Annotated in this window: 15 protein-coding genes; 13 read left to right on the top strand and 2 right to left on the bottom strand. The window is 41.5% G+C overall.

What is annotated here, in order from left to right; genetic code table 11:
* Positions 1–103: 103 nt before the first annotated feature.
* From R2I63_RS09515 to R2I63_RS09530, 4 genes are all read left to right on the top strand, one after another.
* Complete coding sequence (locus tag R2I63_RS09515; protein WP_316357213.1) at positions 104–1,684, top strand: diphosphate--fructose-6-phosphate 1-phosphotransferase; 1,581 nt, start codon at positions 104–106, stop codon at positions 1,682–1,684.
* A gap of 86 nt (positions 1,685–1,770) precedes the next feature.
* Positions 1,771–2,760 (top strand): MBL fold metallo-hydrolase, encoded by a 990-nt coding sequence (locus R2I63_RS09520; RefSeq protein ID WP_316357215.1) that lies wholly within the window; start codon positions 1,771–1,773, stop codon positions 2,758–2,760.
* A 30-nt stretch (positions 2,761–2,790) separates the two neighbouring features.
* Complete coding sequence (locus R2I63_RS09525; protein WP_316357217.1) at positions 2,791–3,462, top strand: methyltransferase domain-containing protein; 672 nt, start codon at positions 2,791–2,793, stop codon at positions 3,460–3,462.
* Positions 3,459–3,803 carry a 4a-hydroxytetrahydrobiopterin dehydratase gene (locus R2I63_RS09530; protein WP_316357218.1) on the top strand — a complete coding sequence of 115 codons (345 nt, stop codon included), beginning with the start codon at positions 3,459–3,461 and terminating at the stop codon, positions 3,801–3,803. The genes R2I63_RS09525 and R2I63_RS09530 overlap by 4 nt, the downstream gene beginning before the upstream one ends.
* Before the next feature lie 4 nt (positions 3,804–3,807).
* On the opposite strand, the gene R2I63_RS09535 is transcribed toward R2I63_RS09530, so the two are convergent.
* Both R2I63_RS09535 and R2I63_RS09540 read right to left on the bottom strand, forming a co-directional pair.
* On the bottom strand, positions 3,808–5,514 hold the full coding sequence (locus tag R2I63_RS09535; protein ID WP_316357220.1) for a ShlB/FhaC/HecB family hemolysin secretion/activation protein: 1,707 nt from the start codon (positions 5,512–5,514) through the stop codon (positions 3,808–3,810).
* An 11-nt stretch (positions 5,515–5,525) separates the two neighbouring features.
* Positions 5,526–8,972, bottom strand: a complete 3,447-nt coding sequence (locus R2I63_RS09540; RefSeq protein ID WP_316357223.1) for a two-partner secretion domain-containing protein — start codon at positions 8,970–8,972, stop codon at positions 5,526–5,528.
* Positions 8,973–9,399: 427 nt separating this feature from the next.
* Here R2I63_RS09540 and R2I63_RS09545 point away from each other — a divergent pair, with 427 nt between their 5' ends.
* The 9 genes from R2I63_RS09545 to R2I63_RS09585 all read left to right on the top strand — a co-directional run bounded on the left by R2I63_RS09545 (position 9,400) and on the right by R2I63_RS09585 (position 14,645).
* A complete protein-coding gene (locus R2I63_RS09545; protein WP_316357225.1) occupies positions 9,400–9,636 on the top strand; it encodes a hypothetical protein in 237 nt (78 codons plus the stop codon).
* Between the two features lie 9 nt (positions 9,637–9,645).
* Positions 9,646–10,068, top strand: coding sequence for a protein-tyrosine phosphatase family protein (locus tag R2I63_RS09550; protein ID WP_316357228.1), 423 nt, complete (start codon positions 9,646–9,648; stop codon positions 10,066–10,068).
* Between the two features lie 33 nt (positions 10,069–10,101).
* On the top strand, positions 10,102–11,880 hold the full coding sequence (gene ispG, locus R2I63_RS09555) for a (E)-4-hydroxy-3-methylbut-2-enyl-diphosphate synthase (protein WP_316357233.1): 1,779 nt from the start codon (positions 10,102–10,104) through the stop codon (positions 11,878–11,880).
* Between the two features lie 98 nt (positions 11,881–11,978).
* Positions 11,979–12,218, top strand: coding sequence for a hypothetical protein (locus R2I63_RS09560; protein WP_316357237.1), 240 nt, complete (start codon positions 11,979–11,981; stop codon positions 12,216–12,218).
* The gene (locus R2I63_RS09565) at positions 12,178–12,618 is read left to right on the top strand and encodes a hypothetical protein (protein ID WP_316357240.1); all 441 of its coding nucleotides are present in this window, start codon (positions 12,178–12,180) and stop codon (positions 12,616–12,618) included. The genes R2I63_RS09560 and R2I63_RS09565 overlap by 41 nt, the downstream gene beginning before the upstream one ends.
* Positions 12,619–12,770: 152 nt before the next feature.
* Complete coding sequence (locus R2I63_RS09570; protein ID WP_316357242.1) at positions 12,771–13,139, top strand: hypothetical protein; 369 nt, start codon at positions 12,771–12,773, stop codon at positions 13,137–13,139.
* A gap of 259 nt (positions 13,140–13,398) precedes the next feature.
* The gene (locus R2I63_RS09575) at positions 13,399–13,929 is read left to right on the top strand and encodes a CPBP family intramembrane glutamic endopeptidase (protein WP_316357245.1); all 531 of its coding nucleotides are present in this window, start codon (positions 13,399–13,401) and stop codon (positions 13,927–13,929) included.
* 148 nt (positions 13,930–14,077) lie between these two features.
* A complete protein-coding gene (locus tag R2I63_RS09580) occupies positions 14,078–14,446 on the top strand; it encodes an IS630 transposase-related protein (protein ID WP_316357248.1) in 369 nt (122 codons plus the stop codon).
* Positions 14,447–14,450: 4 nt separating this feature from the next.
* Entirely contained in the window at positions 14,451–14,645 is a 195-nt protein-coding gene (locus R2I63_RS09585) for a transposase (protein ID WP_316357251.1), read from the top strand.
* Positions 14,646–14,688: the final 43 nt, after the last annotated feature.

Consider the following 14,688-nt stretch of genomic DNA (forward strand, 5'->3'; position numbering starts at 1 on the left):
AAAAAATATATTGTTTTTATATGAATCTCCTGTATTTATTTTTTCTAATTGAATACTAAATCAATCCTTGCAAGCATTTATTGAATTCACTAACCTTTTGTGTATGACACCACTACAAAAACATCGCCTCTCCTATCAGCCTAGCCTTCCAAAGGTATTGAAAGACCTGTCTGTTATTACCTTCAAAGGACAGGGAGAAACAACCTGTATGGCAGATGAAAAGGAGATCGAAGCCCTTTTCCCAAAAAGTTACGGGCGCCCGTTATTGACTCCTATAAAGGGAGAGGTGCCTCTTGGAAAACCGCTCAAAGTTGGAGTTGTTTTTTCTGGAGGTCAGGCTGCTGGAGGACATAATGTGATTACAGGTCTTTTCGATGCTCTCAAAACGTTTCATCCTGAGTCTCATTTAGTGGGCTTTATAAATGGTCCTTCTGGGATAATTGAAGGTGAGATTCTCGAGCTTTCTGAAGACCTATTGGGTCAGTATCGAAATCAAGGAGGCTTTGATCTTATTGGATCAGGGCGGACCAAAATTGAAACCGAGGAGCAACTCGAGAAATCGCTTGCAGTACTCGATAAACTTCAACTTGATGGGTTGATTGTCGTTGGAGGAGATGATTCCAATACCAATGCGGCAGTTCTTGCTGAAACCTGTCTGGCCAAGGAGTGCAAAACTAAGGTGATAGGTGTTCCCAAAACGATTGATGGAGATTTGAAGAATGACCTTGTTGATATTTCTTTTGGATTCCATACAGCAACGGCAATTTACTCTGAGATGATAGGCAACATTGCACGCGATGCGCTATCTGCAAAAAAGTATACTCATTTTATCAAGTTAATGGGTCGTTCCGCTTCCCATATTGCCTTGGAATGTGCCCTGAATACTCATCCTAATATTTGCCTGATAGGGGAGGAGGTAGCGGAAAAGGAAATGACCCTAAAGGCTGTAACGTCAGAGATTGCTGATGTGATTGAAAAGAGAGGAAATAACGGAAAGAACTACGGATTGATCCTCATTCCTGAAGGGCTTATTGAATTTATCCCGGAAATGAAAACCTTAATCAGTGAGCTCAATACCCTTATAGCAGAAGGGAAAGGTGAGGAGGCTTTAAGTACTGAAGCTAAAGCGACTTTTGAATTTTTACCGAAAGAGATTGCGAAGCAACTTCTTCTAGACCGCGACCCCCATGGGAATGTTCAAGTCTCTCACATTCAAACCGACCTTCTTTTTAGCCAAGCAGTTAAAGAAGAACTAAAGAGCCGTCCTTCCTATAAGGGTACATTCAGTCCGGTTCACCATTTTTTTGGATATGAGGGGCGCGCAGGGCTTCCAACAAACTTTGATGCTACCTATTGTTATTCTCTTGGTCATGTTGCAGCACTGCTTATAAGAGATGGCCACACTGGCTATATGAGCTGCGTTAGGCACCTTACCAAGCCTTCTGCTGAGTGGGATGTCTGTGGAATCCCAATCACAGCGCTTATGAATCTTGAAAAGAGGAAGGGGAAGGACAAGGCTGTGATTCGCAAAGCTCTACTTGAACTTTCAGGTGCCGCTTTTAAAACCTTTAGCAGAAATCGGATCAAATGGACAGTTGAAGATCATTATGCGTATCCTGGTCCAATTCAGTTTGATGGGGATCCTGCGATTACAGATCAAGTTCCCAAATCTTTACTCACTTGATATTAAATTTCTTAAAATTTATTTCTAAAAACCCTTTCTGAATATTTATATCTTCGGTTAAAAGAAAGTTTCGGAGGGGAGTTAATATGAAAAAGGGATATCACAAAAAGGGTCGACGTTTCGTCAATCCTCATATCGATTCAACAAAGCGGTCACTAATAGACATAGCCTTGTGGCAGTTAGGTTTTTATAATGATAAAAAAGAACGAAAACCGCGGCCTAAAACATTCAAATATCCTAACTCTAAACGGAAACTCAAAGAAAATGCTCCTAAAGTTACTTGGATCAACCACTGTACATTCCTCGTAAATGTTGGAGGATTGAATCTTTTAACCGATCCTATCTGGGAGAATCGGTGTTCGCCACTATCATTTCTGGGGCCAAAACGCAGGCACATAGCTCCATTGGCCCTGGAAAACCTACCTGAAATTGATATTGTTTTAATCAGTCATGATCATTACGACCATTTATGCCGTGAAACGGTTCTAAAGCTTCAAGAAAAAAATTCAGGAATTACATGGATTGTTCCTCTTGGGGTGAAGAAGCGACTTCAGAAACTTGGAATGCGACATATCGTTGAAATGGAGTGGTGGGAGGAAACACATATTGGAATCAAGGGACAGGAAGTCATCATTACTTCTGTACCCTCGCAGCACTATTCAGGAAGAGGCCTCTTTGATAAGAACACCACTCTTTGGGCAGGATACGTTGTTGATTTTGTACAGGAAAAAAACCAAGATAAACGGCTGTATTTCGTAGGGGATACGGGGTACAATCGAAAAGATTTCAAGAATATTGGAAAGGAGTTTGGAGAAATGGATCTCAGTCTAATTCCTATAGGAACATACGATCCTGGGGAATTTATGGGGCCAGTCCATATTTGTCCGAAAAAAGCTGTTAAAATCCATGATGAAGTGGGGTCTTTGCTTAGTGTAGGAATGCATTGGAAAACCTTTCGACTTTCCAGTGAGGGGCTTGAACAGCCTCCCTATGATCTCTTTTGTGCTTTAAAAAAGAAAGGAATTGATCCAAAAAGTTTCCGGGTCCTTGAACCTGGGCAAACCATCAACTGGTAAGATATACCGAAATGGTGTTAATGTGTGGGGATGAGACGACTACTTGACGCAATCAAATATGCCTGGATAGATCGGAAGCTTCAGAAAGAAGTCAAAGAGGAATATTACCTCGATTCAGAGTTTGCTAAAATTGATAGAGCCCTTCTTACTGCCTATATTTTTAAAAATCCCTATACAATCAGCAAGAATTATCTCAAGAAGCACTATGATAGGGAAATTCATACCTATGGGGAAACCCCTCTTAAAACATATGAAAAAATTGCAAAAGAATGTGAGTTAAAAGGGACAGACACCTTTCTTGAGTTAGGCTCTGGACGAGGGAGAGGAGCTCTATTTCTGTATCACTTTTTCCACTGCGCAGTAATTGGAATTGAACGGATCCCCCAGTTTGTAAAGCTTTCGAAGCATGTAGCGCAAAAGTATCACCTTGAAAAGGCCTCTTTTATCTGTGCCGATATGCTTCAAGCAAGCATAGCAGAAGCCTCTGTCATTTACCTCTATGGAACGTGCTTAAAAGACCAAGAAATCACGTCTCTTGTCGATCGCTTAAAGACCTTCCCAAAAGGAACAAAAATTATTAGCATTAGCTATCCTCTTACAGATTACGATGAAAATGCTTTTCGTATTGGGAAATCCTTTCCTGTTTCATTTCCGTGGGGAGAAACGGATGCTTACCTTCAAACCATTAAGGGAGACCTATGAAAGATCTTGCGCTTAGAAAATGTACACCCTGCGTCGTTGGCGCGGTACCTCTTAAGGGAGACCTACTCAAACCTTTTGCTGAACAACTTTTTGAAGGATGGTCAATCGTTGGTGAGCATCAGCTTGAAAGAACCTATACTTTCAAAAACTTCAAAGAGGCCCTTGCTTTTACGAATATTATTGGGCGTATTGCTGAGGAAGAGGGACATCATCCCAATATCTTTTTGTCATGGGCGGAGGTGACTCTTCAAATCTGGACCCATAAGATCGATGGTCTAAGCGAAAGCGATTTTATTCTTGCTGCCAAGATTGAAACCGAATTTATCTCTCACAAAGGTTAGAGTTCTAGAAGCTACCAATTAGGGAAAAATGGAAGCGGAATCCAGGACCACCCTCAGCAACACTTTTCAGTTGGAATCCGAGGTCGCCACGGAAGTTCAAATAGGGGGTGACTTCATAGCGGACACCGGGGCCAAAGCCTAACAGATATTCTGTCTTAGGAGCCTCAGGTAGGGTATGGACATCATGCCCGATCGCATAGTCTAGGAAGATCAAAAACTGAACCATATCTTTAAAGTGGCGTCTTCCAATCAAGTTTATAGAAGGAGAACGAAGCTCTACTGAGGTAAGAAAGGCGTTGTCGACGTTCACAGCGCGTTCTTTATATCCCCGCACTGTATTGTATCCACCTAGGCCATACTGCTCGCTAGCAAGGAGGTTCTGGTTGGCTCCTTGACCACGAATCGTTAGAGCAAAGGAAAAATCTCTAGGGAGGCGGATGATAGGAGCAAAGGCAAGACGGTAGTAAATGTAATCACTTTTGGCTTTGTATCGGACCTGCCTGTAATCAGAGTTGCTCTGCTTAGGAAGCCAGTCACCTGGAGAGTAAAAAAGTTCTAGAGCTATGGATGTTTTGAAGTAGTCACTATCAAAAGCTGCATTATAACCGAGAACAAATTGCGTGAGGTTCACACTGTGTTTAAAGATACGCTCGCCACCAAATTCTAAGTTGTTATCGGTTCGCTTGTAGTCAAATCCAAGGGTAAGGTCTTGAAGAACTCCCGGGGCATTGGGGAGAATAAAGTTATACCGCGTACTTGCCTGAGCGGCGTAGCCCGAGTTGTCAAGCCCCGGAGTATCCATATCCGCATGGACGTGAGAGTATCCTCCATAAAAGACCCAGATATCTCTCCAAGGGAGGGGAATTGCGTAGTGTCCTGTAATTGCCCAATAGCGATCTACATTAGGGGCACAAGTAAACTGAAGTGAGAGGACTTGATCGGTTCCAAAAACCTTTCCCCAATTCGCACCCGCAAACAGGCGTGTATTCTCGGTTTCATCAAATCCCGTGTTATCAACACCGGCATATAACCGCCACGGACGGCGATCTAATGTTAAAAGGCGAATATCAGTCGTCCCAGCAATTTCTCCAGGAGCATAAATCACATCAATCTGACGAAAGGGGTTGCGATTTATCCAGTCGAGATCAGTAATTAATGTGTTAGAGTCAATAGCCTGACCTTCTTCCAAGCGAACATAACCCTCAAGCGTACTACTATTAAAGTACTTATTTCCTTCTGCGGTGACTTTTCCAAGTTTCCCTTCGATAATGACTAATTGCAAAACGCCAGCAGTGATCTTCTGTTCAGGAATCTCAATAGTTACAACGGGGCGTTCCCATCGACGGTAATAGAGAAGAACTTCTCGTTTTAGGTCCAGCATTCCTTGCTTTGTCAAAGGGCGACTCAGAAATTCCTTGGTCAGCATTGAATTGAAGTTTTTGATTGTTCCTGGGACTTGAACGTTAATTGTTTCAGCTCCACCAACAGCTCTCATGATTTCCTCATCGGAGACTTGATCTCGCGTGTCGGTTATAATAATCCCTTTTAACTCGGGAATAATGATCTGGTCCCCATTTGAGATTTGAGGGTTCATTCCTTCGGGGCCATATGTCGCGCCCCTTTCACCTTCAAATTGGGTTGGTTCCTGGGGTTTAACGCGGTCAAAGTCAACTCCAAATAGAGAAGTAGATAAAAGTGCGGCACTAATCAAAAAACGGGAGTTCATTTTTTTCCTGTATTAAGCGTTTTTGGGAAGGTGACAAAATGGGTCATTCTTGGACTGTGATCAAAGTTCTTCTTCATGCGAAGGTAGTGTAGTTGGTCTGGGATAACTTGAAAGCTAGAAGTTGCCTTCCCATCCATTTTCGTAGACTCTAACTCAGCATAAGCTGTTTGGAACTCCAGCAGCCATCCTAAGTATTCATCATAGGGGTGAAGATCCGTAAGCATTTCGCTAATAATGACCTGGCTACGTTCAATTCTTTGAGGCGAAAGAACACCGTCTTTATAGTGGATGGTGAATGGAGAACCTGAATGATAAAAGCTGTTAGAATACCGGGAGAGCCATTTTTCAGGAGTTTGAGGTACGAAAAGGTTTCCTGGAGTAAATAACGTTTCACCAATCATTCCATGAATTTGGTTTAGCTCTTGTCTAGAAGTATAAATCTGAATAGGTCCAGTTCCATAGATCTTTGACCCTTTTGCCATAATTAGGGCTCCATTCCCATAGTCTGGGGAGTTGGACGCGCTATGGTCGACGACAATATTCATAGGGTTGCCTGATAAGTTTGAAATCGAAGACAAAGAGGATAAGTCAAGGTTTTTACCCGCAATAACAGTTAACACACCACTCTTGTTTTCAATGAAAGAGTTTTTTAAAAGTCTAAGGTGTTGTCCTGCTTTAACCGATAATAGTCCAGTGTGTGAAATATGAGCAGGGTTGTTGCATCCATTCCCAGTTAGTGTGATATCATCCGATGCATAAATTTTCGCTATTCCCTTAGATATGAAATAGGCAGGGTCACTTGCTATTAAGTCTAGATTTCCGTTTAGAATATTTACATCTAAATCGCCATTTGAGCGGACAAAGGCATGGCTACTTGCTGAAGGCTTGTTCATCCCACCGCTGAGTACTGTATCGCCATTGAGGACCGTAATACTAATAGATCCTTCAATTAAGCCGTTTTCTAATCCATTTTGAATGGAGACATTAGATACCCCATTTGGAAGGGTGCTCCCTAATAGTTGAAGTCCTTTTCCTGCAAAGATATCAATAGAGCAATGCCCTGATCCATTAGATCCAGTAATTCCTATAGCACTGTCTGCGCTTGCGTTTTCATAAGTATTTCCAAGAAGAGAGATTATTCCTCCTGATTTCACATAGACAGTTCCAATATCAGCATGGACAGTCCCATTGTGGTTTCCTGTGAAAGCGCCGATAAATGCAGGGTTAGAGCCTTGTCCTGACTGAAGGTAAATGTTTTCCCCCGACTCAACAGAGACTGACTTTGAAGTAAAGTGGTGAGTTGATTTAGTTGCAAATTCTTGACCAAATCCAATTCCAGCAAATTTTTCTCCAAGAGAGTCTGAGCCCCCAAGAATAGAAATATCTCCAGTTGTTTTTACAGAAATATCTCCTAGATATCGATCGACGAAACTGCGTGCTCGTCCGCCATGGCCAATCAATGTATAAGCACCGGTTCCTCCGGTTCCACCAATGAGCCTGAGTGAACCCTCAACATTTCGAATGTCAACATTTCCTTCAATTTGAGTTGGTCCACTTGAGTCATTATTTTTCTGATCTGAAGCGATTCCAATTTGAGCAAACATATTGTTTGAGTCGAGTGTTGAGAGAAGAATATCTCCTCCAACGGAGTCAATTGTGATATTTCCCTTAAAAGTGGTTGGCGAGATGTTACTTGTATTTGTATGGCCGATCAAAGCAAAATTATTAACGGACTGGAGGACGATATCACCCCCGACTGTCATGTTAATGTTACTTTCCATAGAAGGATTATCAAACCCAATATGAGCTTGCCCTGCAGCCCCCCCGACCATTAATATGTGGCGACCTGTTTGGATCGAAACGTTTCCCAGTTGAGACCCAAGGCGGCTAATACCGTTATTGGATCCATCCATGTGAAGATCACGCCCAACGTTGCAGATAATATTTCCACTGCCACTATTTTGAACGCTTGCCTGGATGATAAGGTCACGGTGACTTGATAAGGTAAAATCATGTTCAGTGGCATATCCTAGCCCTACGCTGCTATCCATATTTGTCGCGATAATAATATCTCCATTCCCCCCATAAGCAGAATTAGTTGTAACCTCAACAGGGCCAGAATTCAAAAGGGCTATAAGGTCATAGACGGATAGAGTACTAATAGGACCAGTAGGGGTATATGTTTTTGGGGCAAAAAATGAAATTCCTGTAGTTACTCCATCGGAAATCATCACGTCATTGGGGTCGAGAAGGAGGTTTCCAGGCGTTCCTGCTGGTGCTGGGCGTTTTGCTTCTCCTCCAGAAATATCAAGAAAGCGCTTCCCTGAAATTTCAACCGCTCCTCCGTTTCCTCTAATCTCTCCTCCTTGTGCTTGGATGAGACCATGAAAGTGAGTGGCTCCGTCAGACCAAATAACTGCAGTCCCACCATTTCCTTCTTGGTAGGAATTGACATTTACTGTTGCTCCAGGATGGATAAAAGTGTATTTTGAATTCAGAATATGAGGATCCTTCCCCTGAAATGATCCTCCGATAAGAACGCGTCCAGCTCCAAAATTACATGAGGCGTCTACAACAGAACCATCATGGAGAACAACCGTTTCTCCAAGAATACGGATTTCCCCTTTATCTGCGGCAACTTGTCCATGAACTTCAACAACACCATTTTCTGCAACAAGGAAAATTTCTCCGTTCCTTTGCTCTACCTTGGTGGCGTCGATCTTTCCCTCATGGTTGATTGCAAGTTTGTAAGGATTTCCATCAGCAAGAAGGTGGACTTTTAATGCCTCAATTTTTCCAAGATTTGTAATTCCTGTTCCCTTCTTTGTCGCATTTTCACTGAGGGCGCAGATAAAAACTCTCTCTTCTCCGTTTGGTTTGAGAAGCACTTCTTTAGCAGCTGCAAGTGAAGCCATTCCTTTTGGGGCATGAAGCTCTCCATGGTTCTCGATATAGCGGCCAATCAAAGCGATGTCACCGTCCCAAGCTTGTACCTTTCCTAAATTGACGACTTTCCCATTTGAGTTTCCGCGGAAATGGAGATCACTCCCTTTCATAAACTCGCTATCTAAAACGTCGAGAGTTGAGGCAATAAAACCATGGGTATCGATGGTTGCATCAGGACCAATAAGAATGCCATTTGGGTTTACAAGAAAAACCTTTCCATTAGCTAAAAGAGAGCCCATAATGTGACTTTCGGTTCCTGTAACGACGCGATTAAGGACGGCTGAAGAGTGACTCGGTTGAACAAATCGGGTGGTTTCACCGGGATCGATGGAAAACTCATCCCAATTGATGATCGTTTGGTCCCCGGTTACGATTTGCATGGTATGTTTTGTTGGGTGTGCAAAAGTTGCATCTCCTTGAACAACATCAGGTCCCAAAGATTTTGCCATCAATACGATGGGGAGAAGTGTAAGTGCAAGTAAAGAGCGTTTAGACATGATACCCCAATAAAATTTAGCTTGACTATCCGTTATAAATTAAAATAAGAAATTAAGGCAATCATTTTTGAAATAAAATTCTTGTGAGTTGTGAGGTTAATGAAAATTTTAATTCTTGAAATCATTTTTATAGTTTACTAGCCTTTTCAAAAAAAATTACGAGGTAATAAAAGATGGATCCAATAATACCTGTTACTCAACGGGATTCTATAAATTTCTCTAACCTACTTTTAGAGTATTCGCTAGCAGCAATCAAGAAAGCATGGGCACCCATCCACCCTCGTCTAAACTATGATCAATACAAGAAAGAGGAATCATTGCTTCTTAAACAAAGGGCAAGTTGTGGGTTTTCTAACTTTCCCAACATTGGAGGAAACCCTGCGACTCGTCTAAAAACCCAAGCGCCTAAATCAGAAGAGGATGTTTTTTGGAAGCAAACTGGATGGCAGATGACAAGATAGCCACAGGATATCCGAGCATTGGTAAGATGGCAAACAGCTATTGGTATTGTCTAGAGAAGCTTACTGAAACTTATTCAGTTATTATTGTTAATCTAATGGCCTCTAAGGACGTCAATGCGCTATATGGCATGTTTTTGCCAACAAAAGGAGGGCACATTGTAGGTGAGAAGGGTTTGTTAACAGACAAAGCTCATGAAGAGTAGACAAGGAAGGTGTCGCTTGTTAAGGAAACGAGCCATGGCCATTGGAGTCATCTAGAAATTAAGATTGAGGGTTCCAAAATCAGTGGATATCATTTCGCCACATGGAAGGATCAAAATGAAGCGGAAGTTGAGATTGTTTCTACGATGATTGAAACAATTCTTATAGAAATGCAAGGAAAGTCTAACCCCCTTATTGTAAGCAATTTTAGAGCTGGTGTTGGTAGAACGGGGACATTGCTAAAGGCGCTCCACTTTTATCAAATGATTCAGAGAGGAGAAAAAGACCCTAGTAAATATACTTTGGAGGCAATTGTTGTCGTGGTTAATGAGTTTCGAGAAAAACGGGGAGAAGCACAGTTTGTTCAAACAGAGAAGCAGTTTATCATGCTCTGGAGTTTGATCCAAAAATTTTATAATCAGAAGTTTTCTTGACGCTTGTCTCTTTTATGGAGTATTCTATGTCCCATGAAGTACTTAGAATCGGTGTACCAGACTAAACGGCGCAGGACTCGCGAAGTCATGGTTGGTCCTGTTGGAGTGGGAGGGGACAACCCCATCCGCATCCAATCAATGACGAATTCCAATACCCGCGATGTCGATGCTACGGTTGACCAGATTATCCGTCTTGCGGATAGCGGATGCGAGATTGCGCGAGTTACCGTCCAGGGAAAGAAAGAAGCGGAAGCATGCGAGGGGATTAAAAGTGCCCTCATCCAAAAGGGATACACCATCCCCGTTGTTGCAGATATTCACTTTTACCCTCCGGCTGCGATGCTTGTTGCAGAGTTTGTCGATAAGGTTCGGGTGAACTCTGGCAACTTTGTAGACAGGCGTGCGACGTTCAAAACGATTGATTATGACGATAAGACCTATGCTGCTGAGCTCTATAAAATTCGGGATACGTTTGGCCCTTTAGTCGAAAAATGCAAGAAGTTGAAAAGAGCTATGAGAATTGGAACGAATTATGGTTCTTTATCGGACCGGATTATGAATCGTTATGGCGATTCTCCCCTTGGAATGGTCGAGTCAGCCCTTGAGTTTGCCCGTGTTTGCCGTGAGTATAACTACCATGATTTTATGTTCTCTATGAAAGCAAGCAATCCTCTTTTAATGATTCAGTCCTATCGCCTTTTGGTGGCTGAAATGATGAAGCTAGGGTGGGATTACCCCCTACATTTGGGAGTGACGGAGGCTGGCAATGGAGAAGATGGTCGTGTTAAATCTGCTATTGGAACCGGTTCTCTACTTCTAGAAGGTATTGGGGATACTATTCGTGTTTCCCTTACAGAAGACCCATGGCTTGAGATTGACCCATGCAAACGACTCATTGATTTTTCAAATAGTTATCAAGGAAAAGGGACAATTCCGTTTATCGAAACTAAGCGAGATATCCGCGAGATTAAAAGGCGCTATACGCGCCATGTTGCTCCTCTTCATCGTGATGGTTCTGTGATCCTGTGGGGAGAAAAAGACGATCAGTTCAATGTTGACGCATTTTTCAACGGAGAGGGGATTTTTTATGAAGATGAGATGCTTCCAGTTGTCTCAGTAGACGATCTTGATAGAGAGAAGGCTGTTGTTTATATCAAAGATGGCGATCCTACCGTCTGGTCAAAGCTACTTGAAAAGAGCGTTGAGTTTATCATGTTAGAGTTTACTGAATCGGTGATTCATCAAGGGCGCTACTTTTTTGAATGGATCCAAGAAGCAAAGCTCGATCTTCCAGTTATTCTTGTCGGCAACTATTCTCTTTCTGAGGAAGATACAGTCATTCACGCTTCGGCAGAGATTGGGGCCCTTCTTGCAGATGGGCTTGGGGAAGGGGTCCTTCTCAAAACTAAACTCAGTCCAGAAAAAGCTGCTTCACTCTCATTTAATATCCTTCAAGGATGTCGAATGAGAGCGACAAAAACCGAATTTATTGCATGCCCAAGCTGTGGAAGGACTCTGTTTGATCTGCAAGCGGTTACACAAAAAATTCGTGCTCAGACGGCGCATCTTCCCGGTGTTAAAATTGCCATCATGGGATGTATCGTTAATGGTCCTGGGGAAATGGCTGACGCGGACTTTGGCTATGTCGGTTCGGGACGAGAGAAGATCGATCTCTATGTTGGCAAAATGTGTGTTAAGCGGGGGATTCATTATACTGAAGCCGTTCATCAACTGATTCAGCTTATAAAAGATCATGATCGTTGGGTTGAACCCAAAATAGAAGAACTGATACCCATAGGAACGGAGTCATGAAAAAACAATGGTTAACTCTGGAAGTGTAATTTTATAGGTGTACAAATATCCTAACCTTGCGATAAGACGAGTCTTTAATATGACACAAGGAGAAAAAGATGCGCAAAGGTTTCAGGATCACATTTGAATCGTTTGACTTAGATAATCCAGGTGATGTTATCGATGAATCTCTCCTTATCAAGGGTGAAATTACTAAGCCAACAAACTGTCTAGACTTTTCAATTTCTCATGAAGGCCAGATAGAATTGATCCAAAAGGCCTTGGACAAAATTATCGCCGAAAAAACCGCTTTGATCAATGAATCTTCCGATAAAACGCTTGAGATGCAGCAAGTGTAGTTACGAACCACCATCAACAGTAAGAACGATTTTAGGAACAACACTGTCCGGGCAGTTAGCTAAAATACAGTCAGAATTAGGAGCTAAACACACGTTTAGGGAGGGCGAGGAATTATTTGACATGTTCTCAGTAAAACTCAGGAAGGTAAACAATCACAATCGAATCAAGCTTGTGACAGAAGAAGTTGGGAAAACACTTCAAGCTGTCAGCGAAGCTGAAAAAAAGATGGTCCAAATAGAAAATGCTGAAGAGCTTATTTTAAATATTGATGGTGGTCATGTTAAATCAAGAGATCCTGACACTTGGAGTTTTGAGGTATTGACTTCTGTAGTTTATCGCCCAGAGTCGCTTCAAGCTAATAGCACAAACACGAGGAACTATTTGTCTAGTAAGAGCTGAGCTGCATCTGCGCGAGAGGATGGCCAGTCGGAACTTGTTGAAGACACGATCATTGCGGCGGTCAAAGAAGGAATAACTCCTAAAACTCATATCACAGTTCTCTGTGATGGAGCTCAAAACCGTTGGAATCTTACTGAAAGTTTAAAGCCTCTATGCAAAAGCATGACTTCCGTTTTAGACTGGTTTTACCTGTCCATGAAAATGGAAAATATCTCATTGCCAGAAAAACTAAAAAGCAAATTCTTAAGAATCAAATGGCACTTGTGGCGAGGCAATATAGAAGCAGCAATAATCAGGATAAAATCATAAATTATCGAGAGCGGAAAAAGAATAGATTGGTTTTCACAAGTAATCTTGCTGAATCTACCGTAGAAAGCTTGATCAATCAACGTTGCAAAGGACAACAGCACATGAAATGGTCTAGAGAAGGGCTTAATCTAATTTTGCAACTAAGAGCTAAAATAAATAGTCAAGATTGGGAGAGCAAGTGGAGAACAGTAATGCTAAATTACGCTGAATAACACCTACAATATTACACTTCCTGGTTACATTGTTAGGCCTGCTCTTTATTCAGGGCCTTAGGTTCATCCCACTGTAAGGATGGTCTTTTCTACTGAGAGACAACTCACTGCGTCAGCTTCTTGTCGCATTCGATTTTAAGTTGCGGTAAACAATTTAAGAGAAAATTTGAATCAAAAGCAAAAATAGAGTACCCTATAGGATGAAAAAAATGAGTTGAAAAAGTGTAAAAAGAGGATACTCAAATTCGAGAGTATTGACATGGAAGTTAATCAAAATAAATTGTTCCCATGGGCTAATGTAGATGGGTTATTCTATAATACTATAGTTGGAGGCATTACGGGAATTGGGATTTATAAAATAGACGAATATTATTTAAAAAACATGAATTCTATACCTTTTTTTAAAGATTGTGAACCACAGAAAACATACCAAAATATCTTAGAATCAAAAAAAAATTCATCGATGCTAAAGTTTAAAGTGGTATGTTTCCACCCTATTTTAGAAGAAGCCGTTTTTAGGGGGCTTTTTCGCCAAAAACAAATTGAGTCAAATGAAAAAGTAGAAAATATTTTATCTAAAATAAATAGATATGTTTTAAATTCTGCAGTCTTTGGAATTAGTCACTATGATTTTCATCGTTCTTTTAGATCAAATATAAAAATTTCCCCCCCTATTTTTCTTTCAGGAATGGTCTTTAATGCCCTTATGGATACAACAGAATGCATTGCAGCTCCTACTGCAGCACATTCTGTCGCTAATCTTCTAAGTTATAAGAGAACAATAGCTTAACTTTGGAGTGTAATCTAAACTGTGTAAACGGTCATTAGGCCTCAACTCCTTTTGAGATCCTATCTTCGTAAGCTATCCCAAAATATGAGATGGCTTCTTTCCAGCCCCTTATAGCTAAAATATTTCGTTTTAGTTATAATTTTTTTGAATGACATATTCGCTAGATTTTAGAAAAAAAGTTCTATCGATCCGGAGCAAAGAAAAATTAAGCTTTGCCCAAGTAGCAAGACGCTTTGGAGTAAGTGTAAATAGTGTGTTTCTCTGGTCTAAGAGGTTAGAGCCGAGGCGCACTAAAATCAGACCTGCAATAAAGATTGATAGAGAGATCTTGATGGAGGATATCAAGAAATACCCTGATGCCTTCAACTATGAACGAGCACGTCGTCTCAAAGTAAGCACTTCAGGCATTCGGTGTGCCATGAAGAGGTTAAGAATTAGCTATAAAAAAAACGCTCAACCATCCCAAGGCCTGCGAAACAAAAAGACAAATCTTTCAAGGAAAAATCGCAGAATATAAACGTTTGGGAAAGCCAATTGTATATATTGATGAAAGCGGGTTTGCCCATGATATGCCCCGCACCCACGGTTACTCCAAAATAGGACAGCGATGTTTTGGCACTCATGATTGGGGAGCAAAAGGAAGAACAAATGCAATAGGGGCATTACTTGGAACAAGCCTCCTTACACTTGCGTTATTCGAGTGCAATATTAGATAGTGTCGTCAAGAAATTTTGAATTTGATATACTTTGCTGTCTTAT

It is taken from the genome of Candidatus Neptunochlamydia sp. REUL1 (assembly GCF_963457595.1).
Classification (GTDB): domain Bacteria; phylum Chlamydiota; class Chlamydiia; order Chlamydiales; family Simkaniaceae; genus Neptunichlamydia.